Consider the following 22,924-nt stretch of genomic DNA (forward strand, 5'->3'; position numbering starts at 1 on the left):
GACGCCGCGACCGCCTTGCTACTTCTTCTTCCGAGGATCCGTCTGCGTCACCGGATCCCAGCGCCCGGCAGCAATCGCGGCATCAAGGCGAGCTTGGAACACGGCGTGAGCCCCCGCATCTCGCGCTCGCGATCGGCCTTGTAGAAGGGCGCGGTGTAGCCGTCGGGGACTGGCGCTCTACCTTGCGACTTCAGAAATTCCTGAAGTTGCTCGTAGTGTTCCTTCGTCTAGCCATGGCCATAGGTGTACCTATTACCATCAATCTTGCGCTGGTTAGAGTCGAACCACGTAACACTGTCAAATTCTTGAAGGATCGGAAATCGAGACCGATACATGGCGGTGAGTGCGTTCGCACTGACGCCAAGCCACACGGCTACGAGGGCATCAATCTCCACGAGCCGGAAGCTGTCAAGTCAAATGAGACAGTTTGAGGCTATGAGTTCTGTTTCTGGTGTTCTGTGTCGGTCCGGGGTTCGTTGATCCATACGGCTGTGGGCAGTGTCGGTGGTTGGGGTCGGCGGCCGAAGCGTTCGGGGTGTGCCGCGTAGGCCTGGGCGAGGGTGACCACTCACTGTTGACGCACCAGCTCAGCGGTGCCGAAGTGGACGCTGGCCGGGGTGTGCAGGCCGATCGCGGAGTGCCGGTGCTCGTGGTTGTAGTACGTGAGGAAGCCGTCGCACCACGCGCGGGCGTGCTGGAGCGAGCCGAACCGCTCGGGGAAGTCGCCGCTGTACTTGATGGTCTTGAAGTGGGCCTCGCTGTAGGGGTTGTCGTTGGAGGTCCTGGGCCGGGAGTGCGAACGGGTCACGCCGAGGTCGGTCAAAAGCTGGGCGACCGGTTTGGAGGTCATCGAGGTGCCCCGGTCGGCGTGCACGGTGTGGGGCACGGTGCCGTTGCGGTCGATCGCGGTGCGGATCAACTCCTCGGCCAGCGCGCTGTCTTCGCGGGCCGCGACGGTCCAGCCGACCACGTAGCGGCTGTAGATGTCGATCAGGACATACAGGTGGTACCAGTCGCCTCTGCCCGGCCCGCGGAGCTTGGTGATGTCCCACGACCACACCTGCGAGGGGCCGTCGGCGACCAGCTCCGGCTTGACCTTGGCCGGGTGGGTGGCCTGGCGGCGGCGGTCGCCGTTCTGCCCGGCGGCCCGCAGGATCCGGTACATCGTCGAGGGCGAGCACCAATAGGTGCCGGCATCCAGTTCCCGCGCCCAGACCTGGGCGGGCGGCAGTTCGGCGTACTCCGGCCGGTTCAACAGCGCCAGTACGGCGGCCCGTTCGGCCGCCGACAGGGCTGACGGCGGTGCCGGACGCGGCTTCGGTTCCACCGGCGGGCTCGGCCGCAGGCGACGGTAGTGCGTCGCACGCGGGCGGCCGGTCAGCCGGCAGGCCGCCGCGGTGCCCAGCTCGGTCTGCAGGCCGGTGAACGCCTCGTCCACGACCGGCTCGGCAGCGTGGGTCAGTCCGCGCTCTCGGCAAGCAACTCCAAGAGCGCGGAAGCTTTTCCCATGACCTGCAGCGCGGCATCGCGCTTGGCCAGGTCCTTCTCCAGCCGGGCGACTTTCTTCCGCAGCCGCTCCAACTCCGCTTCTTCCGCTGCCTTCTTCGGCCTCGCCGGGCTGGTGCGCCGGTCCGTCAACGCGGTCAGGCCCCCGGCATCCCGAGCGGCCCGCCACTCGACGACGTGGGAGTGGTACAGCCGCTCACGGCGCAGGACCGCGCCTTTCTCCCCGGCCGGGGCGGCGTCGTACTCGGCGACCACGCGCAGCTTGTACTCCGGGGAGAAGCGGCGGCGGGTCGGTCTCGGCGCCGGATCCTCGGACTCGGCTATCGGGCCGTTCGTGCTGGTCATCTGGGGTGGGGCTCCTGTCTCGCCCAGGAAGGATAACCCGGCATACCGGGTGTCTCACCACAGACTGACAGGGAGGGAGCGCGGCACGGCTACTGCATTCCTCCGGGGCCAACGCTGCTGGACGAAGCCGAGCGGTCGGAAGCCGCCCTGCGCGCGCAGTTGAAGCTGCGAGGGTGGTAGAGGCGGCACGGTGAGTATTGAAGGCCAACGACCACGTTGTGCGTCGGGGGGAGGCGCCGTTCGCGCGATGAGGCCGATCCCCTGCCCGCTCCGACGCGCCGGCTCACCGGGGGCCCGGAATATCCGCAATCAATAGTGGTAGCGGGCTTTGAGGATCTTCACCTCTTTGTCGTCCGCGCGGTAGACGAGGCGGTGTTCGTCGTCGATACGGCGCGACCAATAGCCCGTGAGATCGCCCTTGAGTGGTTCGGGCTTGCCGATGCCTTCGAACGGGGTGCGCTGGATCTCGGCGACGAGGCGTGTGATGCGACGGGCCGCCTTGAGATCCGAGGCGAGCCAGAACAAGAAGTCCTCCCAAGCGGCGGGATCGAAGTGAATACCCCTCACGCCTCCCCCCCGGCCAGTTCCCTGAGCTCGTCGATGGTCCGGACGACCTCGGATTCGCCCGCCTTGTCCCGGGCGACGGCCTCCATGAGCCGCCGCGCGTTCTCGGGCGAGCGCAGGAGATAAACGGTCTCCTGCCACGAGTCGTAGTCGTCCGCGGACATCAGGACGGCGTCGCCCGCGCGCGAGGTGATTCTTATCGGCTCATGGTCGGTGTTGACGCGCTCGATGAGCGGAAACAGGCTCGCCCTGGCCTCACTGGCGCTGATGCTCACTTGGACACTCCACTGTGATCGAGTACGACTTTCTCGTACCACACTGGTACGAGAAAACGGTACCACTCCCCGCCAAAGTCGGCCGCGACGTTCTACGCCGTGGAATCCAGGTGGATACGGGCGAGGGAGGCGGCAGGCCCGCCGGCCAACGGTCCCAAGTGCTAAGGGGCAGTTCTCCTTCGGGCTCCTTCCGACCACGTTCGAGGCCGGGGCGCCGACGTCGGCGGATGTGGTGTCACGGGGCTTGCGGGGCAGGTCTCGTCGCCATCAACTACGCCACCGATATCGGAGTTGCGCTCCCTTGCGGGGCTAAAGGACCTGCACACTCCGCAGGTTGCGGTGGCGGTGGTGGGCGTCGGCGATGGCTGCGATGGCGGGGCGGCCCAGGGCTTGGTAGGCCGCGCTCAGGAGTTCGTGGGCGTAGGCCTCGCGGAGCGGGTCGCGGCCGGAGGCCCAGTGGAGGTCGCGGCCGAGGGCCAGGGCTTCGGCGGGGTCGCCTGCGGCGCAGCGGTTTTTCGCCTCGGTGACGGCGGCTTGGAGGGCCTCGGGGTCGCGGATGACCTTGAAGACGACGTCCGCGAAGTAGGCGGGGTCGGTGCGGTGTTGGGGTGGGCGCCGCAGGGTCGTCTCGCCGGTTGCCAGCGCGCCACCGCCGTCGAGGGTGGTGATGCGGTCGGGGAGGACGGGCGGTACCACGAAGCTGTATTTCTTCGAGTACTCGATGCCGGTCTCGGTGCGGTCGGCGGTCTCGTACGCGGTCAGCGCGTCGCGTACCGACGCCAACTTGGCCTTCCGTTCCGCCAGTTCGTCGCCGTCGTAGTAGTCGTGCAGGTCGCGCCACGAGAGTTCGAGTCGGGCGCGGACCGCTTCCAGGGGTGTGGACGACGTCATGTCGAGGTCGCCGGCGTCGTTGGTGTAGTACGACGCGACGCCGGAGCAGGTGCGGCCGTCGTCGAACCACAGCCCGAAGTGGAGGCCGTCCGAACCTCCGTGCATGAACGTCAGGAACTCGGGCGGGTCGAGGTAGTAGCGACCGTGTACGCGCACGTCGATGCCGTCGGCAGGCTGCGCGTCCGGGTTCGCGAAGACGTCCATGATGCCGAACGGCCGCAGTTCCATGTCGTCGAGCGCCCGCTTCTCAGCCGGTCCCAGAGAGGTCAGGAACGCGTGGTAGCGGAAAACTGATTCGGGCAGTTCCAGACCCCAGTCGCGGCGGACCCGCTCCTCGACCGCCACGCGGTTTTCCGTCATGGAACGAACCCCCTGTGCGCCATACGTGGTTGACCGGGCCACCAGGCTACTGACCGCCGCGCCCTGCCGTCGGCCGCCGCGGCGACCGCGCGGGCGAGACGGTCGGGTCACAGCCGGGAGCGTGGGCTTTCGCTGAACGCGCGCAGGGGGCGGGAGCCTGCGCGCCGACCCTTCGCTCACGCCCGGCCCCGCACCTGCGATAATGACTCTCTCGTGCGCGAGAATGACGTTCTCTTGGGGGACGTCGGCGCGCCGGGCAGCGTACGGCAACACGGCGGGGCCGCATCGGTCGGCGGTAGGACCGCCCCAGGGAACCAGGACATCTCCATGACTGCGCACCACGACCTCGCGGCACCGCTCATCCGGCGCGGCCGTGGGCCGATGACCCTCTTCGGCGCCGCGATCACCCCGGTCGACGGCGGGAGCCGCGGGACGATGACGTCAGGTCCCTGGATGACCGGCCCGGACGGATCCCCGAACAGTGCCGCTCTCGGCGTGCTCATCGACGACACGCTGGGGAGGGCGACGTCCGCGCACCGGCCCGACGAGCTGTGGCCGGTGACCACCGAGCTCTCCGTCGACTACACCGCGCCGCCGCCGTGCGACGGGCAGACGATCCAAAGCGAGTGCTCGGTCGTGTCCGCGCAGCCGACGGGGGTCCTGGTCTCCGGGACGGTACGGGACGACGCCGACCGCACGCTCGCACTCGCGACCCTGCGCAGTCGGTTCACCACCACCGTTCCCCGCGACCTCCAGGAGTTGTTCACCCCCGACGCGACGACGGCCCCGACGACCGCGGCACTGCCGGAACCACGGCGCGAGTCGGAGCCGCCGTACCGCGAGTCGCTGCTCGCCATGCTGGACGCGTCCTTGGAAGTCGACGGAGACACCGCGTCGTTGCGGGTGCCCGGCCGCGAGATCCTGACGAACGCCAGTGGCGTCATGCACGGCGGCATCGCCCTGTGCGCGACCCAGCTTGCCGCCTCGCACTGGCTGCGCCCGGAGGACGGCATGTCCCTGGCTTCGGTTCGCATCAGCTACCTGCGCGCGCTGGAGATCACCGGCGAAACCCGCTTCGTCGCCCGGGTCGTGCACGGTGGCCGGAGCTTCCGCCTGATCGAGGTCGTGTCCCACGGACCGTCGGGCAAGCCGGGCACGGTCGCCATGGTGGCTGGATACTCCGGCCCGACCTCGGCCTCCGTCTAGCCGCACCGGCGCGGACCGCACGCGGCCCGCAGACCGGGACCATAACCGCAGACGGCAAACCGCAGACCGCAGTATTGGCGGCGAGAAGGAAACCCCAGGTCAACGCCCCTGTACCGGCCCCATCCCGTCACCTGCGGACCCCCCTCCGCGCGCAGGCGCCGACGCGCGGTGTTCGGCCCTTTTTTCCCATCCACCGAGCGACAAAACGACCGAACCGGGGCAATTTACGTTTCCTTTGCAAAACTACTTGAACGCATCGCCGTGGCACAGCGAGTAGCGGATCCCGACTTCCCGCATCGCCCCGAACACGCAAAGTGTCATTTTGACTGCGGAGAGGGCGAGACAACGCTACTGAGCGTGACTTATTCCCTATTCCCGAATTTCATTGAACTTTCTTCGGTTCCAAGGGATTTGTGTTGTAACCGGGTGTTTGTCTAGCTTCGTGGTCGTCGGTGCAACGCCGACCCCGCTCACCGGAACGCCGAATTCTGCCGCCGGTCGAGACGGGACTGCTGAGAACCAGTCACGGCAGAAGCGGGGGAACCAGGTGAAATTCGCCGGACCGGCGACGTACTTCCGTACGACCGGGACGGCTTGGGGTGAAGCCGTGCCAAAAACGTCCTGATCAGGGCGTGGGCGGCGCGGCCGGGCAACTCCAGCCCGAATCCGACAGCTCACCTCGCAGGCGTGGGAGAGGAATCGCTTAATGCTGTCCGCGACCCGCAACCTTCTGAGCAACCGCAAGTCCATCGCCGTCGCCGCCGGTGTCACCGGCGCCGCGATCGCCCTCCCGATGCTCGGCGCGACCAGCGCGTCCGCCGCCTCGGTGAGCACGTGGGACAGGGTCGCTCAGTGCGAGTCCACCAACAACTGGTCCATCAACTCCGGCAACGGCTTCTACGGCGGCCTCCAGTTCACGAACTCGACGTGGCAGGAGTTCGGCGGCACGCAGTACGCGCCGCGCGCCGACCTCGCCACGAAGGACCAGCAGATCGCCATCGCCGAGAAGGTCCTCGCGGTTCAGGGCCCGGGTGCCTGGCCGGTCTGCTCCGTCAAGGCGGGCCTGACCAAGAACAGCGGCACGCCGTCCATCGACACCGGTTCGGCCGCCAAGCCCGTGGCCGCCGCCTCGTCGGCCTCCTCGTCCGCGGCCTCCTCGTCCGCAGGCTCCGACAACGCGTCGGCGTCCGGCGCGCAGGCGACCCAGTCGAGCAAGCCGGCCGCGGCGCAGACCACTGCCGCGACCTACTCCGTGGTCGCCGGTGACACGCTCTCCAAGATCGCCAACACGCACGACGTGGCCGGCGGCTGGCAGAAGCTGTACCAGGACAACCGCAGCGTCATCGGCGGCAACCCGAACATGATCCACCAGGGCCAGAAGCTCACCCTGAACGGCAAGGCTTCCGCGTCCGCGTCGAACTCGGCGTCGTCTGCGGCGTCGTCCGCGGCCACCACGACCGCGACCGCGTCGGACAAGGCCGCCTCCAGCCAGGAGACCTCGTCGAGCGGCTACGTCCGCCCGGTGTCGGGTGCGCCGCACGGCTCGTACGGCAACTCCGGCTCGCTGTGGTCGAACGGCCACACCGGTGAGGACTTCTCCGCCGCCTCCGGCACCCCGGTGAAGGCCGTCACGTCCGGCACGATCGTGAAGGCCGGCTGGGGCGGCGCGTACGGCAACGAGATCGTCATCAAGCACGCCGACGGCAAGTACACCCAGTACGGCCACCTGAGCTCGCTGTCGGTCTCCGTCGGCCAGAAGGTCGCGACCGGCCAGCAGGTCGGCCTGGCCGGCTCGACCGGCAACTCCACCGGACCGCACCTGCACTTCGAGGTGCGCACGACCCCGAGCTACGGCTCGGACGTGAACCCGCTGGCGTACCTGCGCGCCCACGGCGTCAACATCTGAGCGTCGTGACGCGGTGCCCTGTGCAGGTGGGGCTGACACAGGGATGAACAAATAACGGAACGCCCGGCCGGGACCACCCGGCCGGGCGTTCCGTTTGCCTGTGGCCGCCCCTCCGCGGCGTACGTGCGCCGACGGGCGGCATTGCGGAGAATGCTACTCTCACCCAGGAGAATGATCTTTCTTGCGGGGTGGTCGCAATGTGCCGCAGTGAGAGGCGACCGATCGCCGACGGCGACAGCCACCCCCGCCAACCGGGCAGCGGCACCGGGGCCCGCCCGGCTCGGGGAGGGAAGCCGTCGTGACCGCGCAATACGACCTGACAGCGATGCCGCACGCACCCGTCGGAAGACCGGAGCGCCTGTTCGGCGTCCGGGTGACGAACCATGCGCACGACGGGCTTTGGCACGGATGGATGCCGTCCGGCCCGTGGCTGCGCGGCCCCGACGGCGCTCCCCACAGCGCGGCACTGGCCGTGCTCATCGACGACACGCTGGGGATCGCGGGCGCCAGGCACCAGCCTGACGGGCGGTGGTCCGTCACCACCGAACTGTCGGTCGACTACGTCGCGCCGCCGCCCTGCGACGGGAGCCTGATCACCAGCGAGGGCACGATCGTGGCCTCGCACGCGCGCGGCGCGCTGGTGACCGGAAGCGTGCAGGACACGGACGCGCAGACGCTCGCGGTCATGACGCTGCGCAGCCGCTACATCCCGCTCCTGCCCGAACTCGCCTCCGAAGCCGCGGCGTTGCAGCCCACGGTCGGCGTCGTGTCCGACGGTCCCGCCGCCCCGGACGCCGCCTGTCACGATTCCCTGCTCGCGGTGCTGGGTACATCGGCCGTGGCGGACGGCGAGCTCGTGCGCCTGCGAGTGCCCGGCGACATCCGGCTGACCAACGGCAGCGGGGCGTTGCACGGAGGCGTCGCCTTGGCGGCGTCCCAGCTCGCGGCTTCGTGCCTCCTGCCCGCCGGCGGGGAGATGGCGCTCTCGTCCACCCGGATCACCTATCTGCGGCAGATGGACATATCCGGCGGCATCGAGTTCGTGGCCCGCGTGGTGCACGGCGGGCGCTCGTTCCGTGTCATCGAGGTCGTGGCGTACGCCCCCGGCGGCCGGACCGGCACCGTCGCCACGGTTGCCGCGTACGCCACGAACTCCCACTGAGCGACGCCGGATTCACATGAGGCAACGCGAACGAGCGGAAGCCGCGCGGACGTGTTGACCGCCCCCGAGTACAGAGCCGTCGGGGCCGCGATGGAAGCGATCGCCGGAGTTGCCGTTCCCGCAGCCGGCTTCCATCGTGGTGGCCACCTGGGCCCCGCACTGACCCCGCCCGGGTCGGGCCATGGCTGCGCGGGGGCCCGGCAGGTTCTAAGGACCCGAGGCGGCGCTGAGTGGCCGCTTCAGGCAGCCAACACCTCGATCAGCGCGTCGGTGACGGCCTTCGGTTCGGTGATCATCAGATCGTGGCCGGTGTCGATGTCCCACAGGCGGCCTTCGCCGCGGGCGCGGGCGACCTGGGCGGGGTCGCGCGTCGGGAGGGTCGACGTGCACACGATGTGGTACTGCGGGATCGCCCACAGCGCGGCCTCGTCGGTGAGGCGCAGCGGCTGTTCGAAGCACTTCCACGGGTGCGCGGCGAGGCGGTCGGCCATCCAGGCGACGTCTGCCGGGTCGGTGACGCCGTAGAAGGTGCCGGCCTCGGGAAAGGGGATCAAAACGACTTCGGTGCCGTCGATGACGCTGCCCAGCGGCCGGGTCGCCTCGATGATCGGTCCGGCGATGTCCAGCAGCGACTGCCCGTTGCCCGGTACGGCGGCGTCGAGGTAGACGAGGCGGCCTATGCGGTCGGGGGTGCGGTCCGCGGCGCCGGTGATGACCATGCCGCCGTAGCTGTGCCCGACCAGGACGACGTCGCGGAGGTCCTCGTGGTGCAGGACCGAGGTGACGTCCAGGATGTGTGTGTCGAGGTCGATGCCCGGGTGCAGCAGGTGCGATCGCTCGCCCAGCCCGGTCAGTGTCGGCGTGTGGACCTCGTGCCCGGCCTCGCGCAATCTCCGGGCGACCCGCCGGTAGCACCAGCCGCCGTGGCCTCCACCGTGCACCAGGACGTAGACAGCCACGTGGTTCCCCTCTCGGTGTTCGCACGCATCCCTTGAGTAATGTCGTTACCCAGAAACGACGTTACTATGAGGCGTGCCTCGGCAACAGACTCCACGGGCCCCCCGTCACGAGCAGACCGCGGACGCGATCGTCGACGCCGTGCTCGGCCTGCTGGAGTCCGGCGGGTACGACGCCGTCCAACTCCGCGAGGTGGCGCGCCGCGCCCGCGTCTCCCTCGCGACCATCTACAAGCTCTTCCCGACCCGCGAAGCGCTCGTCGCGACCGCGGTCGAACGCTGGATGGCGGACCACTGCTACGCCGAACTCTCCCTTCCGGCACCGGATGAGACGCTGCACGAAGGCCTCATGCGCGTGTTCCGCTGCGTCTTCGAGCCGTGGGAGCGCAATCCCCGCATGTTGGAGGCGTACCACCGCGCAAGCAGCGGGCCGGAGGGAGGGCGGCTGCGGCAGCAGGTCTGGGACGCCGTCGCACCGGCGGGACGCGCCGTGCTCACCGGCGCCGAACCGGCCTACCTCGCCGATGTCGAACGCATCCTCACCGACATGTCGTATGCCCTGACCGGCCAGTTCGCCGACGGCACGCTCGACATCACCGAGATTCTGCCCACGCTGGACCGCGTGGTGTACCGCCTGACCGCGAACAACGAGGCCCCCGCGGCGGTCTCCGTCGCCCGGCGCGCACTGCTCGCCGACGGGCACTGATCTCGGCGCTGGCCTCCCGCCGGGACTTCGCGCGGGGCGGGGCCTCGGCGATCAAAACCATCGCGACACGCCAATCTGCGTAACATGGTTACCCGAGCCGGGCGACGTCCGCCACGTCAACGCAGGAACGCCGACCGTCCTCTCCTCCGCGGGGGTCAGGCCTGCCGTCGCGGGGGACTCGTCTGCCGCCGATGCCACGGGTCAGTCTCCGGACAGGACGCGCCGGAGGTCGGGGCATACCAAGGTTCCGCGTCATGTCGCGCGCTGTTCGAGGAAGATGCCGGGCTGGCCGCTGTGGATCTCCAGCCACTCGGCGCCTTCGTCCCCGGCCCGCCAGGTGTAGAGCATGTCGGGGGTGAAGAAGCCCATGCCGGGGCCGACGTGCCGGCGGCCGAAGATCAGTTCGCCGCGCAGCACGTAGTTCACCTGGTGGGTGCCGTGGCGGTGGGGCTTGACCTGCTCACCGGGCTTGGCCGTGGCGTGGTAGACGGACAGTTCCGGCGACTGGAGAATCGCCTTGGAGACGAGGTCGCGGCCGAACACGGCGTAGAACTGCTCGGCCTGCTCGGATTCGCCCAGGATCTCGGCGTTCGTCCGGCCTTCCAGTTCGTTGACGTCGAAGAAGAACTGGCGGGGCCGGTCCTCTTCCGTGCGTCGGTGCGCGTCGTCAGCCATCAGCCGGTTCCTTTCCGTGCCGCCGGGTGCCACTGCCGTCCGGAACGCATGCGAGTTCGCCGGCCGAGCGGCAGGCCGCGACGAGGTTCGCTTGACATGGTCCTGCATCGTGCCATGATCACCGCCCCGCGCATAGAGGCCTGCGAGCCGCGGAGAGCGGACCACCGGAACCGAATTCGCTCCGGGCCCGTCCCACCCCCATGCCTTTCGCCGACACTCCGCTCCCCCGCGCCGCGTTACTCGCCCTCGCCGTCGTCGTCGCCGCGGGCTGCGGCAGCTCGTCGCCGACCCACACCTGCACGCTCGTCGGCACGATGCCCGGCGTCGGCGTCCGCGTGACCGGCACGGCGGCGACCGGTGCCGCCGAGGTTCAGGCCCGCGCATGTCAGCAGGGTTCGTGCCAGGACGTCACCGTGCGCCTGATGCCGTCGAGGGGCACCAGTTCGAGCGGTTGCGACGGCGACATGTGCTCGGCGGTGACGACGCCGCTTCCGGAGCGCAACGGCTTCATCGACCTGACCGGCCTCACGACGGCCCCCGTGCGGTTGAGCCTGACCGTGCGCGACGCGGCCGGGGGCACGATCACCGCCGGGGAGATCACCGTGACGCCCGGGGGCACGTATCCCAACGGCCCGAATTGCGGTGTGGGCAGCCCGCAGGCGCAAGTACTCGTGGCCGACGGCGGCATCACAGCCGCATAACGGCGCCGCGGCGTCCGGATCGGCGCTGAAAATATCTGACGGACAGTCACTTTCCGTAGGCCGCTGTGCCGTTCACGAGAAACGGCGCCAACCGTCCGCCCGGCTGCCAAATAGGTGCCATACACACGCAAGAACCTTGCTCTAAAAGTAGTAGAACACCACTTCCCAAAGGCAATAGCCCCGCTCTACTGTTGCGTCCCCAAGGGCGGCGTACTGGAGGTGCGCGGTAGGGGAATGACGCGTTCGACGGTGTACGGCCCGTGACGGCGTCGCGGGGGTGCGCCGACTGTTTCGACCGCCGGGCTTCGGGCGGCGCAGGCCCGGCAACACACCTTTCACGAAGTGCAGTCGTACGGCCCGGCTTCATCCGCCGGTGAGAGCGAGGCGTGACAGGGGGGACCCTCAGGCCTCGGTTGGCACACGCACGGGGACCAACTTCGACCTGGGAGGCGCGGATATGAGTGAACGCGGTTACCGGAAACCCACCCGAGGGCCCGAGCGGCGGCGGCCTCGCCGCACGACACCGGGCAGCCGCCGGCCGTAGCCCCGCGGGCCGCCGCACGCACGCATTGCGGCGTCACCGCCGACGGCACCGCCGGCGGTGATCCGGCACGGCCGCTCCTGCGGGGCGACCGGCAACTCACAGTGACTCCGGGAGGGTTGCGGCACCACCCGGCGTACGAATTCCACACGGCACCGTGGGATCCGCTGAGCGGAACCATTGCGTCCGCTTGCTTCACACCACCGCACCGGCCGTCGACATGCGCACGCCCGCGTCGACGGCGAACTCCGCACGCCCTTCCCCGAGTTCCACAGCACGGCAGCGCACGGCACCGGCCACGGCGGGAGCGAAGCAGGCCCGCTCCCGTACAGGCGGCACCGCGCGGGTTCGAAGCCGGCGTCGTCAGGCATCGCCGGCCCACAGCACCGAGGAGGCAGCACGTGAGACCCACAAAGGCCCTGACCACCCTCGCGGTGGCGACCGCTCTGCTCGCGGCGGGATGCGCCGACCGCGGCGACGACTCCGAGAGCCAGGGAGCGGCGGCGACTCCGACGGCCACAGCCGCCTCCGCCGACTTCGGCGATCTGAAGGCCGTCTGCGGACCCGGGAGTCCGAAGGGCTCGCCCGCCCAGGGCGTCACCGAGACGGAGATCCGGGTCGGCACCATGACCGACGTCGGCTTTACCAAGAACCACGAATTCCCCGACGCCGCCAAGGTGTTCACCTCATGGTGCAACGACGCCGGCGGCATCAACGGCCGCAAGCTCGTGTCGAACAGCCGCGACGCGAAGATGGTGGAGGCCCGGCAACGCGTCGCCGAGTCGTGCCGCGAGGACTTCGCACTCGTCGGCGGCGGCAACGCCTTGGACAACCTCGGCGTCCGGGACCGGGTGTCGTGCCTGCTGCCCGACTTCACCGCCCAGGTCGTCAAGCTCGAAAACGAGGGGTCGGCCCTCCAGCTCAGCGTGCAGGCCGGCGGGGCCTCGTACCTCCGCAACGCGGCCTTCTACGACTGGCTGATCAAGGAGGGGTACCCGCAGTCGGCCGGCGCCGTGGGCATCATCGCCGGTGACACCATCAAGGCCTCGTCCGACCAGCGCGTGGAGTTCATCCGGGCGTCCGGGGCCAACATGATCTACTCGGACCTGTATCCGGGCGCGGGCGTGTCCAACTGGACGCCCTACGCGCAGGCGATCAAGGAAAAAGGCGTCAAGGGCCTGATCTTCATGGGTGACTTCCGCTCCCTGGGCAAGCTGGAGCAGGAGTTGACCAACATGAACTACAAGCTGGACTGGATCGACCCCAACGTCGCCGCGTACGGACCTTCCTTCCTGAAGGAAGCCGGGAACCAGGTGCTCTCCGCGCAGAACAACCTGACCGACCTCGGCGGGTTCCAGGCGCCCGACCCCGCCTCGACCAACCCCGCGGTCAAGAAGGTCCTGGAGCTGTTCGCCAAGTACGCGCCCGACTCGCAACCGACGCTCGGCACCGTGAAGGCGTTCTCCTCCTGGCTGCTGTTCGCCAAGTCGGCCTCGGCCTGCGGTGACAACCTCACCCGCAAGTGCGTGTACGAGCAGGCGGTCAAGGAAACCGCGTGGACCGGGGGCGGCTTGCAGGCGCCCCGCGACATGTCCGCGCAGGACACCCCCGCCACCTGCTTCAACGTCGTCAAGGCGACCCCGGAGGGCTGGAAGAACGCCGACTTCAAGCCGAACCAGGGCGACTACCGCTGCGGCGGCGCGGCGCACAAGCTCATCGGCAACTACGGCAAGCCGGTGACGCTGGCGGACGTCGGCAAGACCCTGGAAGATCTGAAGTAACCCGAGGCGTCCCGCAGTCGACCCGCCGCAGGCGATCCGCTCGCGGCACCCGGTCGGCTGCGGGACGCCCGCTCTCCGGGCGGCAGGACCAGGCGACAGGCAGCGAAGCCCGCGAACTCGCGGCCCCGCTCGCCCCGTCGCGTGCCGCCCGGTGAACACCCGGCCGCTTTCCGGGCGTTCGACGTTCCCACCGGACAGCCTGTTGGTACTGTGATCAGCCGTGATCGCGACTTCCTCCACCCCCGCCGCCTGGCCGGCCGACTACCCGCGCGACTACGCGGTGGTCGATGTCGAGACCACCGGGCTGACCGTACGCGACCGTGTCATCTCGGCCGCGGTCGTGCTGCTGGACGCCGCCGGGTCGGTGACCGGCCGGTGGACGTCGCTGGTCGATCCGCAGCGTGATCCGGGGCCGACCGCGATCCACGGACTGACCAGTGCGGACCTCGCCGGTCAACCGCTCTTCGAGGACATCGCCGACGAGTTGGGCGAGCACCTGTCCGGCCGTGTACTTGTCGCACACAACGCGTCGTTCGACTGGCGGATGCTGAGCGCCGAATACAGCAGGCTCGGCCGGGCCGTTCCGGCCGACGAGCGCCTGTGCACGATCGCCCTCGCCAAACGACTCGAACTCCCGCTGCGCAACTGGCGTTTGGAGACTCTGGCCGCGCACTACGGAGTCCCGCAGTTGAAGGCGCACGACGCCGAGGACGACGCCCGAGTACTCGCCCGGGTGTTCCGGAGCGCGCTGCACGAGGCGGCGCATGCCGAGTTGCCGCTGCCGGTGATGCGGCCGGGCGTTCGCGGGGTCGCCGCCGTTCCCGCCCCCCGCAAGCCCCCGAAATCACCTTGCGCGTACGTCAATCCGGGCCGACTCGGGGACGACGGGCTCGTGCAGGGCATGCGGGTCGCCTTCACCGGCGAAACCAGCGCCGGCCGGGAGGAGTTGGAGGCCCGCGCGGTCGCCGCCGGGCTCGCGGTGACGGGGAGCGTGAGCGGCCGGACGTCGCTTCTGGTGACGAACGACCCCGAGTCCGGATCGGGCAAAAGCCGCGCGGCACGTGACAAGGGCGTGCCGGTGGTCGACGAGGCGGCGTTCGTGGCGATGCTCGCCAACGTGCGGCCTGGCGCACGAGCGGACACGGGCACCGCACAAGATGCGTCACAACTGTCACGACTGTCACCCCTGTCATACGGGTCACAGGGGGCACAGGGGTCACAGGCGCCACAGACACAGGCGTCTCAGACACCACCCGAGCCGGAAGCCCAGCCTGCACAGCCCCCGGAGGTGCCGGCAGCGCTGCCCGCGCCGCGGACCGCCGCACCGGAACCCGCCGTCCCCACCCCTCCCGGGGTGCCCGCGCCGCGCCGGTCGTCGGTCCTCAACGTCCTGGTCCTGCACGACCGCACCGAACATGCCGCCGCCGGCGAACTGCGGGCCCTGATCGTGGAAGCCGGACACCGGCTGCGCGTCAACCTGACCGCGTCGGTCGACATCGTCGTCACGCTCGACGGCGGCGCGTCGGATCCACGGGCGAAGCGCGCGGCAACGCTCGGGCTGGAGTGCCTGACCGCCGACGAATGGCGCAAGCGCTTCACCGGCGGCCCGGAGGCGGCCCCGGCAGTCGCGGACGCTCCCGCGGAGGACCCCGCGGCCTCGGAAGACGTGTGCCGCGAACTCCCGCGCGGCGGCGTGCACGTGCTGCCCGACAAGCCCGGCGTCTGGACGCTCCAGGCGTCCTGGCGGTGGGATCGCCCCGACGGCGAGGTGGACGTGGTCGCGTTCGTGCTCGACGCCGGCGAAAGGGTGCGTGGTGACGACGACTTCGTCTTCTGGAACCACACCTCCACATCCGACGGCTCGGTCGTGATCGACGAGATGGGCTCCGCCGAGCGTGGCGTGACGATCGACCTGGACGCGCTCGGCCCCGATGTCGCGCGCGTCATGGTCGCCGCCTCCGTCGACGGGGCCAGCGCCTTCGACGCGGTGGGACCGATCGAGGTGCAGACGGGCCCGGCCCAGGGGTCCGCGCAGACCCGGTCGATCCTCGACGCGGCGACCGTCGAACGGGTCCTGCTGCTCGGCGAGTTCTACCGGCGGGGCACCGAGTGGCGGTTCCGCGCCCAGGGCCAGGGCCACGAGTTCGATGTGAGCGAGCTGGCCAAGCGGTACGGCGTCGACGTCGAGGAATGACGCCGACGGCGGCATGAGCGGCGCCGCGCCTCAGCGCACGTGCAGGCCGGCACGGGCCAGGGCGCGCAGTTGGTCCGACGTCGGGCACCAGTTGGATGTCAGTTCTTCGGCGGGCCAGTGCGCGGCCCGCGAGCCCGCCTCGAACGCTGTCTGGAGAAAGGCCAGCAGCGTCGTGCGCGGATCCTCGTCGGTGCGCACGGCCTCGTACGGCAGCACCGCCATGCCGCCGTCGTTGACCCAGGTCGCCTGCGGCGGGCTCAGGGGCTGCTCGGCCAGGCCCTCGGGCTGGGGCGCGGTGTAGGAGTAGTACGCGGGCCGGCGCACCTCGGGATCGCCCGGCCACCAGCCGAACGAAACCACCTCGTGGGTGTACGCCTCGGCCGTGACCGGGTCGGCGTCCGCGCGCGGCGCGGCGCGCTTGCCGGAGAAGCGGGTCGTCGCGAGGTCGAACGAGTGCCAGAACACGTGCACCGGGCTGGCCTTGCCGGTGAACCAGCCCATGAACTCCTGGAACACGTCCGCGGACCAGCCCAGGGCGCGCCAATAGCGTTCCACGTACTCGCGCTGGTAGGCGGCGTGCTCGGTGTCCTCGGGAAACGGCGTGTCGAGGTGCGGGATCCCAAACGGGTGTTCGAGCAGCGGGACGTCGACGCCGAGCCCGGCCAGCGTCTCGTGCAGGCTGCGGTCGAAAGCGGCGACGCTGACACCGCCGTCGAGTGCAAACGTACGGGTCTCGCCCCGATCGGTCCGGACGACCAGCCGGTGGTCGATGAAGTCGAACGCGATGTCGAAAAAGATCCCGTTCGCGTACAGCCGCCGCGTTGTCAAGCCACGGGGATCCACCGAGAGGGTGACGTTCCACCAGTGGTTCTGCGGGTGCGTGGCCGCCAGTTTCACCTTGCCGACGATCTGCGCGAACAGGTGCAGGGTGTCGAGGGTGTCGGACCACGCGTCGTACGGGAGCTCCGGCAGAGCCGGTCGCGGCTCGCGGGAGCTCAGCGGCCTGTCAGTCATCCCTCCATCGTCGGCGCGAAGCCCCGGCGGGGCACCCCGAGCGGGTCCCGGCACTCCGGAGCCGCGCCGCCGGCACCGCTCGACCTGCCGCGACGGGCACGCGACGATAGGGATCATGACTGCTGCTGACGCCATCGACCCCACCGTCCCGCCGAGCGGCACGGGCTGTGTCGAATGCGACGCGGACGGCGGATGGTGGTTCCACCTGCGCCGATGCGCCCGGTGCGGGCACATCGGCTGCTGCGACAGTTCACCGTCGAAGCACGCCACCGCGCATGCCAAGGCGACCGGCCACCCGGTCATCCAGAGCTACGAACCCGGCGAAAGCTGGTTCTGGGACTACGGGTCGTCGCAGATGTACGCGAAGGGCCCGGAGCTGGCACCGCCGCACAGCCACCCGGACGACCAACCGGCCCCGGGACCCGCAGGCCGCGTCCCGGCCGACTGGGCCGATCATCTGGACTGAGACATCGGCCCGGCGGCTCCGCTCGGCGGGCCGCGCGAGGCTCCGGGCATGCGGTACCCACGCGGCCCGCGTACACCAGGTTGTCGAGGCAGACTCCGCCGCCTGCGCACGCATGGAAGCAACGCCCCCTATCGCCGGCCGATCGGTGGCAGCCGGCCCAACGCGAACCCGGCCGGGCACACACGGGGCGAAGCAACGCGCCCATGTGTGCCCGCGCCTGGCTGCGCCGAGACCGGCCGCCACGTCCTGCGCTCGACCGACCATCGGCCCGGCCACGCCCGACAACCACGCGCCGAACCTGACCGGCCGGCCGTCCGCTCCGTCCGGCGTCCGGCGTCCGGCGTCCGGCTCAATCCCCGGCGACGCCGTCTTCGTGGGCCATCCAGTGGACGAAGCGGTGCAGCGGGTACATCGCGTCGTGGGGGTTGCCGATGGTGCTGGGGCCGGCTTCGCCGAGCCGCACGATGCGCTGGGCGCCGCCGGCGGCGAGCCGGTCGCGGTAGGCGCTCATGCGGTCGAACGGGTAGAAGCCGACCGTCTGCGTCGCCACGTTGACGTACTTCACGGCGTCGTCGAGCGCGTCGACGCGGACGACGTTGGCGGTCTTGTTGATCGGGTGGAAGTCCACCGGCTCGTCGGAGCGGATGACCAGGCCCTTGCCGTCGGTCTTGCCCCAGACGCCGAACTCGTCGTCGAGCATCATGAGCGTGTCGATCTGCTCGCGCAGGTCCAGGTCGAGCGGCCGGGTGTCACCCGACGCGGCTGCCTTCTCGGCGATGCGGGCCTGAAGGCGCTCGCTGAAGCGGTCCGCGTCGGCCTCGTCCGCCTCGACGTAGACGAACCGGCTTGCCACGCACGCCTCTTGGTTGAGCACCATGACATCGGACGCGGCAAGTTCGGCCGCGTCGTCGAGGGTCTCCTCCGACGCGAAGGCCTCGCGGCCGACCATCGAGATCGACGTCTTCGGGTCGAACGACACCAACTGGAAGCCGGGGCCGAGGTATTTGACGACGTTGTTGATCGCGTCGCCGCCGCCCCACGCGACGATCTTGTCGAAGTACTGCGGGCGGTACAGCACCCGCTCCACCGCGTCGTCGCCGCCGCGCCAGTAGACCGCGGCCATCGACTTGACGATCGCGTGGTCGGGGTCGATGTCGGCCATGGTCCGCAGGATCGCGACCGTCGAGAACGGGTCGCTGGACGACATCTTGAACAGGTTGACGGCCTTGACCATGGCCCCCTGGGCGATCGACTTCACCGCGACACCCGGCGAGTTGCCGGGCAGGACGTGGATCAGCCGGGGCGCGAAGGCGCGGACGAAGCTCTTGCGTCCGGTGAAGTCCTGCTTGGGGACCCACTCGTCCAGCGCCCTGGGATCGGGGAAGTTCTGCTCGACCACGGTCTCCAGCAGCCGCTTGTCGAGGTAGTGGGCGGCACCGACGACCTGGGATTCAAGCACCGAGCGCGGCAGCACATGGGTGGCCGACATGCGGTCGATGCAGTCGCGGACGAACGGGTTCTTCGGGTCGCGGATGCGTTCGCCCGTCTCGACGAGGAAGTCGATGATCTCCGCGAGCGGGACGTTCAGCAGCGGCGGCACCTGCGTGCGCGGCAGGACGACCCGGTCCATGGCCATGCGCGGTGTCGCGAGGGTGACACCCAGGTCGCGGGAGCGGTGCGTGACGTCGGGCTCGTCCTGAAGTGCGCCGTACAGGAAGAACGGCGCGGACACGACCGAGTCGGCGGCGGGGGTGGCGGCGGTGTGGGTCGCGGTCATGACAGGCCCCTCACGTACGCGTCGACCGTGCCGGCGCAGCCGATCTTGTCGTCGCCCTTGATGTCGGCGTAGCGGACGATGTTGTTGCGGATCGACGGGCCCTTGGCGCCGCAGGCGCACGGGTCGAAGTCGAGGGAGATCTTGTCGCCGGTGATGATTCCGCCCCAGCGCCCGTCGAGGGACAGGTCGAAGAACGCGGCGCGGCCCTCGATCTCGCCGGACTCGTGGGGCAGCAGCGTGTCGCCGGCCTCGTCGAGGATGAAGGGGACGATCCACGGCGGCACGTGGTAGCGGTCGCCCTTCTGGCACTTCGGCATGCCGGAGTTGAGCTCCTGCATGGAGTAGTTCTGGAAGTCCCGGTTGGCCGGGATGTTGAAGGTCTGGTGGACGAATTCCTGGTAGTCGTCCGGGAGTTGAGCACGCTTGAGACCGCCGCCGACGTAGATGCAGTTGTCGGGGTGGAAGTCCTTGGCCGAGTAGCCCATGTCGCGGACGATCTTGGCGACCTGGTAGAGCGAGTTCCACATGCCGGCGATGTAGAGCTTGTCCTCGCGATAGCGCACGAGCGCCTCGGCTCCGGCGATGACCGCCTTGTCCATCGTCTCCTGGCGCTCCTTGGAGGTGCGCTCGAAGTCGGCGAGTTCCTCGGGCAGGGCGGTGCCGTCCGCGATCTTCTTGCGCAGCACGACCATGTGGGTCAGCGTGCCGACGGTGAGCGGCGGGACCGGGAGCCGGAAGGGCTCCTTGTCCGGGTCGGCAAAGGCGGCGCGCTGCGCGTCGGCGATGATGAGGTTCTTGGGGACGGCGGCGGTCGCGCCGACGCCGATCATCCGGCGGTCCTGGGCCGGCCGCACGCCCGATCCCCAGGAGAAGACGTTGACGGTGTCCTTGCGCGACCAGGCCATGTCCTTGTCGGAGGCGAGCAGCATCGCGGACTTGCCGGTGGTTCCGCTGGAACAGGAGACGTAGTGCCCGTTGGCCTGGAGCTGGTCGATCCAGTGGTCGATGTCGGATATCCGCGAGGCGTCGACCGGGCTGATCGGGTACGGCGAGACGGTGCCCAGCCACTTGGTGAGCCGGTCCCACTTCTCGTCGATCAGGAAGCTCTCGGGGTAGCTCTTGTACGCGGTGTGCGGGAACAGCAGCGGCACGACGTCCGCGAGGCCGCGGATCTCGGTGACGCCGGCCTCGTCGGCCCGGTGCCGCAGCAGCTTGATGCGGTCCTTGCGCTCTTGGAACCGCTCGTCGAGCGCGGCGATCTGCGTCTCGCGCAGATCGGCATGGGACTGGTCGAAGCGGTCCGCTGCGTCCCCTTGACGCATCAATTTGTCCACGGCTGAACTCACCGGGCGTCCCTCCCTGTGTCACTGTGTCGGTGCCGGGATTTTAATGGCAACTGATGCGTATCATTAACGAGAGTGGAGTGAGCATGCAAGAGGCAATGCCGAGGAGGCGTGTGTGACGGAGGTCGCTCCCGTCCGCCGCAAGGCCGGACGACCCACCCGCGAGCAGGCCGAGGCCCGCCACGAGGAACTGCTCGACACCGCGATGGAGCTGTTCCTCGAACACGGCTACGAGCTGGCCACGATCGAGATGATCGCCACGCGCGTCAACATGACCAAGCGCACGGTGTACGCCCGCTACCCCGACAAGGCGTCGCTGTTCCTGGCCGCGGTCCGGCGGGGCATCGAACGCCAGGTGGTGCCCCCGGAGGTGCTCGCGAGCTTCGACAACGGCGACCCGGCCGAGACCCTGGAGGCGGTCGCCCGGCTGCGGATCGGCCAGATGATGACGCCGAACGGCCTCCGCCTCCAGCGCGTCATCAACGCCGAGAGCTACCGGTTCCCGGAGATCTTCGTGTCCAACTACACGCTGAGCGCCGGGCCGGTGGTCGACTTCGTCGCCGGTGTCCTGGAACGCGCGGCGGCTGCCGGAAAGCTCGTCCCCACCAACTATCAGCAGGCCGCCCGGGCGTTCACCAGCATGACCATCGGCGGCCAGACGCGCGCCATCGTGGCCGGGCGCCCGCCCACCCAGGAGCAGATCGACGAGCGGGTCTCCTTCACCGTCCGCCTGCTGCTGGAGGGCCTGCTGCCGCGCTGACGGAACGTCAATCCCGGGCCCTCCTGGAACAGTTCGCCGCGCGCGAAGACCGGTGATTTACGCGATGCCGAGCGCCCGGGCGCACTGCGAGACTGCGCTGGCCGTGGACCCCTTGGTACGGAGGTGCCGATGTCCGGTCAGCCCAAGAGCCCGACACGCCATTCCGCGCGATCGGCGCCGATGCGCCGGCGATTGTCCTGGACCCGACGCACGGCGTCGCTCTTCGCCGCGGCGCTGCTGTCGGCGGTCGGCGTGGGATCCGCGCCCGCCACCGCGGCCGACGGCCCGACCGTCACGACCCGGTACGGGCAGGTGCAGGGGAAGGCCGACGAGACAGCGCACTCGTATCTCGGCATCCCCTACGCCGCACCCCCGGTCGGCGACCAGCGATGGAAGCCACCGGCCCCGCCCGCGCGGTGGTCGGGCGTACGCGACGCCACCACACCCGGCAATCCCTGCATGCAACGCGGTTCGCAGACCCCGTGGGGCGACCTGGCCGGGCCGGGCACGCCCAGCGAGGACTGCCTGTACCTCAACGTCTACACGCCCGCGCAGCGCTCCACGTTTCCCAAGCCGGTGATGGTGTGGATCCACGGCGGGGGATTCACCGTCGGCTCCGGGACCTTCTACGACGGAGCCAACCTGGCGAGCCGGGGCGACGTGGTCGTGGTCAACTTCAACTACCGTCTCGGCGCGTTCGGTTACTTCGCCCACCCGGGCCTGGCCGGCGAGTCCCCGCACGGGATTTCGGGCAACTACGGGCTGCTCGACCAGCAAGCGGCACTGCGCTGGGTGCAGGCGAACATCGCGGCGTTCGGCGGCGACCCCGACAACGTCACGATCTTCGGCGAGTCGGCGGGCGGCGGCAGCGTGTGCCAGAACCTGGCCTCGCCCCTGACGACAGGCCTGTTCGACCGGGCCATCGCCCAATCCGGCTGCGGCTTCCCGCTGCCCGCGCAGGAGTCGCAGCAGCACAACGGCGCGGCCTGGGCGGCCTCCCTGGGTTGCGCGGACGTGGCCTGCCTGCGCGCGAAGCCGGCCGACCAACTGCTCGCGGCGGCGGCGAGCCCGACCGCCCGCTGGGTGCCGAACGTCGACGGCAAGGTCCTGCCGCTGCAAATGGCGGAGGCGTTCGCGAGCGGGCGCTTCCACCGGGTGCCCGTGCTCCAGGGCACCACCGCCGACGAGGGGCGCCTCACCGTCGCGACCATGTACGACCTGGCCGGCCGACAGCTCACCGCGGCGGCGTACCCGACGGTGATCCGCGCGACGTACGGTGAACGCGCCGACGCGATCCTGGCCCGCTACCCGCTGTCGGACTACGGGACCCCCGCCGAGGCCTTGGGCGCGGTCTTCACGGACTCGCAGTTCGCGTGCCTGCAATCTGTCACCGCGGAACTGATGTCGCGTCACACCCGCTCGTACCAGTACGAGTTCGCCGACCGCCACGCCATGGACTATCTGAACCTGCCGATCAGCTTCCCGATCGGCGCCCCGCACGGTTCGGAAATCCGCTACCTCTTCGGCGGCGTCTCGGGCACACCCGAGCAGAACGCGCTGTCGGCCGCGATGCTCGGCTACTGGACCAACTTCGCCAAAACCGGCGTGCCGTACGCCGCGGACGCCCCGCGCTGGAACCTGTTCCCCAAGGTCCAGACGCTCGCCCCCGAGGGGATCACCGCGAGCACGGCGTTCCCGGAGAACCACAAGTGCGATCTGTGGAGCGCGCCGGCCGCGTGACACCGTCCGTTGATCCACCGACCTTCGTGGGGGGGGGGGGGGGGGGGGGAGGGGT

General features: G+C 69.7%; 21 protein-coding genes and 1 riboswitch. Of the genes, 11 read left to right on the forward strand and 10 right to left on the reverse strand.

The genetic code is table 11. From position 1 onward, the window contains the following. The coding region (locus tag ACRX5W_RS16965; protein WP_436788993.1) for a hypothetical protein at positions 1 to 431 on the forward strand (431 nt) is incomplete at its 5' end. Positions 432 to 568: 137 nt separating this feature from the next. On the opposite strand, the gene ACRX5W_RS16970 is transcribed toward ACRX5W_RS16965, so the two are convergent. From ACRX5W_RS16970 to ACRX5W_RS16990, 5 genes are all read right to left on the reverse strand, one after another. After that, positions 569 to 1,438, reverse strand: coding sequence for an IS3 family transposase (locus ACRX5W_RS16970; protein WP_436788994.1), 870 nt, complete (start codon positions 1,436 to 1,438; stop codon positions 569 to 571). A 20-nt stretch (positions 1,439 to 1,458) separates the two neighbouring features. After that, positions 1,459 to 1,851 (reverse strand): transposase, encoded by a 393-nt coding sequence (locus ACRX5W_RS16975; protein ID WP_436788995.1) that lies wholly within the window; start codon positions 1,849 to 1,851, stop codon positions 1,459 to 1,461. A gap of 309 nt (positions 1,852 to 2,160) precedes the next feature. After that, positions 2,161 to 2,418 (reverse strand): Txe/YoeB family addiction module toxin, encoded by a 258-nt coding sequence (locus ACRX5W_RS16980; RefSeq protein WP_436788996.1) that lies wholly within the window; start codon positions 2,416 to 2,418, stop codon positions 2,161 to 2,163. Next, on the reverse strand, positions 2,415 to 2,690 hold the full coding sequence (locus ACRX5W_RS16985) for a type II toxin-antitoxin system Phd/YefM family antitoxin (protein WP_436788997.1): 276 nt from the start codon (positions 2,688 to 2,690) through the stop codon (positions 2,415 to 2,417). Before ACRX5W_RS16985 ends, ACRX5W_RS16980 begins: the two co-directional genes overlap by 4 nt. A 309-nt stretch (positions 2,691 to 2,999) precedes the next feature. Next, positions 3,000 to 3,941 (reverse strand): ADP-ribosylation family protein, encoded by a 942-nt coding sequence (locus tag ACRX5W_RS16990; RefSeq protein ID WP_436788998.1) that lies wholly within the window; start codon positions 3,939 to 3,941, stop codon positions 3,000 to 3,002. Positions 3,942 to 4,268: 327 nt separating this feature from the next. On the opposite strand from ACRX5W_RS16990, the gene ACRX5W_RS16995 reads away from it, so the two are divergent. The 3 genes from ACRX5W_RS16995 (at position 4,269) to ACRX5W_RS17005 (ending at position 8,215) form a co-directional block, all read left to right on the forward strand. Continuing rightward, positions 4,269 to 5,147 (forward strand): PaaI family thioesterase, encoded by an 879-nt coding sequence (locus ACRX5W_RS16995; RefSeq protein WP_436788999.1) that lies wholly within the window; start codon positions 4,269 to 4,271, stop codon positions 5,145 to 5,147. 500 nt (positions 5,148 to 5,647) lie between these two features. Next, a riboswitch (cyclic di-AMP (ydaO/yuaA leader) is annotated at positions 5,648 to 5,848 on the forward strand. 5 nt (positions 5,849 to 5,853) lie between these two features. Then, positions 5,854 to 7,053 carry a transglycosylase family protein gene (locus ACRX5W_RS17000; protein ID WP_436789000.1) on the forward strand — a complete coding sequence of 400 codons (1,200 nt, stop codon included), beginning with the start codon at positions 5,854 to 5,856 and terminating at the stop codon, positions 7,051 to 7,053. 298 nt (positions 7,054 to 7,351) lie between these two features. Further along, on the forward strand, positions 7,352 to 8,215 hold the full coding sequence (locus ACRX5W_RS17005; protein ID WP_436789001.1) for a PaaI family thioesterase: 864 nt from the start codon (positions 7,352 to 7,354) through the stop codon (positions 8,213 to 8,215). 239 nt (positions 8,216 to 8,454) lie between these two features. On the opposite strand, the gene ACRX5W_RS17010 is transcribed toward ACRX5W_RS17005, so the two are convergent. Then, the gene (locus ACRX5W_RS17010) at positions 8,455 to 9,174 is read right to left on the reverse strand and encodes an alpha/beta fold hydrolase (RefSeq protein ID WP_436789002.1); all 720 of its coding nucleotides are present in this window, start codon (positions 9,172 to 9,174) and stop codon (positions 8,455 to 8,457) included. Positions 9,175 to 9,247: 73 nt separating this feature from the next. On the opposite strand from ACRX5W_RS17010, the gene ACRX5W_RS17015 reads away from it, so the two are divergent. Further along, entirely contained in the window at positions 9,248 to 9,877 is a 630-nt protein-coding gene (locus ACRX5W_RS17015) for a TetR family transcriptional regulator (RefSeq protein ID WP_436789003.1), read from the forward strand. Between the two features lie 252 nt (positions 9,878 to 10,129). On the opposite strand, the gene ACRX5W_RS17020 is transcribed toward ACRX5W_RS17015, so the two are convergent. Beyond that, positions 10,130 to 10,552 carry a cupin domain-containing protein gene (locus tag ACRX5W_RS17020; protein WP_436789004.1) on the reverse strand — a complete coding sequence of 141 codons (423 nt, stop codon included), beginning with the start codon at positions 10,550 to 10,552 and terminating at the stop codon, positions 10,130 to 10,132. A gap of 200 nt (positions 10,553 to 10,752) precedes the next feature. Between ACRX5W_RS17020 and ACRX5W_RS17025 the strand changes: the two genes are divergently transcribed. The 3 genes from ACRX5W_RS17025 (at position 10,753) to ACRX5W_RS17035 (ending at position 15,769) form a co-directional block, all read left to right on the forward strand. After that, the gene (locus ACRX5W_RS17025) at positions 10,753 to 11,253 is read left to right on the forward strand and encodes a hypothetical protein (protein WP_436789005.1); all 501 of its coding nucleotides are present in this window, start codon (positions 10,753 to 10,755) and stop codon (positions 11,251 to 11,253) included. Between the two features lie 942 nt (positions 11,254 to 12,195). Then, positions 12,196 to 13,575 carry an ABC transporter substrate-binding protein gene (locus ACRX5W_RS17030; protein WP_436789006.1) on the forward strand — a complete coding sequence of 460 codons (1,380 nt, stop codon included), beginning with the start codon at positions 12,196 to 12,198 and terminating at the stop codon, positions 13,573 to 13,575. 220 nt (positions 13,576 to 13,795) lie between these two features. After that, positions 13,796 to 15,769: a DEDDh family exonuclease gene (locus ACRX5W_RS17035; protein WP_436789007.1), complete on the forward strand. Its 1,974-nt coding sequence runs from the start codon at positions 13,796 to 13,798 to the stop codon at positions 15,767 to 15,769. Positions 15,770 to 15,799: 30 nt separating this feature from the next. On the opposite strand, the gene ACRX5W_RS17040 is transcribed toward ACRX5W_RS17035, so the two are convergent. Next, positions 15,800 to 16,783 (reverse strand): DUF5996 family protein, encoded by a 984-nt coding sequence (locus ACRX5W_RS17040; RefSeq protein WP_436789008.1) that lies wholly within the window; start codon positions 16,781 to 16,783, stop codon positions 15,800 to 15,802. A 115-nt stretch (positions 16,784 to 16,898) separates the two neighbouring features. Here ACRX5W_RS17040 and ACRX5W_RS17045 point away from each other — a divergent pair, with 115 nt between their 5' ends. Next, positions 16,899 to 17,249 carry a UBP-type zinc finger domain-containing protein gene (locus ACRX5W_RS17045; RefSeq protein WP_436789009.1) on the forward strand — a complete coding sequence of 117 codons (351 nt, stop codon included), beginning with the start codon at positions 16,899 to 16,901 and terminating at the stop codon, positions 17,247 to 17,249. A gap of 349 nt (positions 17,250 to 17,598) precedes the next feature. On the opposite strand, the gene ACRX5W_RS17050 is transcribed toward ACRX5W_RS17045, so the two are convergent. Together ACRX5W_RS17050 and ACRX5W_RS17055 are read right to left on the reverse strand one after the other, a co-directional pair. After that, entirely contained in the window at positions 17,599 to 19,026 is a 1,428-nt protein-coding gene (locus tag ACRX5W_RS17050) for an acyl-CoA reductase (RefSeq protein WP_436789010.1), read from the reverse strand. Continuing rightward, complete coding sequence (locus ACRX5W_RS17055) at positions 19,023 to 20,372, reverse strand: hypothetical protein (RefSeq protein ID WP_436789011.1); 1,350 nt, start codon at positions 20,370 to 20,372, stop codon at positions 19,023 to 19,025. Before ACRX5W_RS17055 ends, ACRX5W_RS17050 begins: the two co-directional genes overlap by 4 nt. Before the next feature lie 112 nt (positions 20,373 to 20,484). On the opposite strand from ACRX5W_RS17055, the gene ACRX5W_RS17060 reads away from it, so the two are divergent. Both ACRX5W_RS17060 and ACRX5W_RS17065 read left to right on the forward strand, forming a co-directional pair. Then, positions 20,485 to 21,129, forward strand: coding sequence for a TetR/AcrR family transcriptional regulator (locus ACRX5W_RS17060; protein WP_436789012.1), 645 nt, complete (start codon positions 20,485 to 20,487; stop codon positions 21,127 to 21,129). A gap of 129 nt (positions 21,130 to 21,258) precedes the next feature. Continuing rightward, positions 21,259 to 22,869: a carboxylesterase/lipase family protein gene (locus ACRX5W_RS17065; protein ID WP_436789013.1), complete on the forward strand. Its 1,611-nt coding sequence runs from the start codon at positions 21,259 to 21,261 to the stop codon at positions 22,867 to 22,869. The last annotated feature ends 55 nt before the right edge of the window (positions 22,870 to 22,924 follow it).

The organism is Yinghuangia sp. YIM S10712, assembly GCF_051388935.1.
Taxonomy (GTDB): Bacteria; Actinomycetota; Actinomycetes; order Streptomycetales; family Streptomycetaceae; genus Yinghuangia.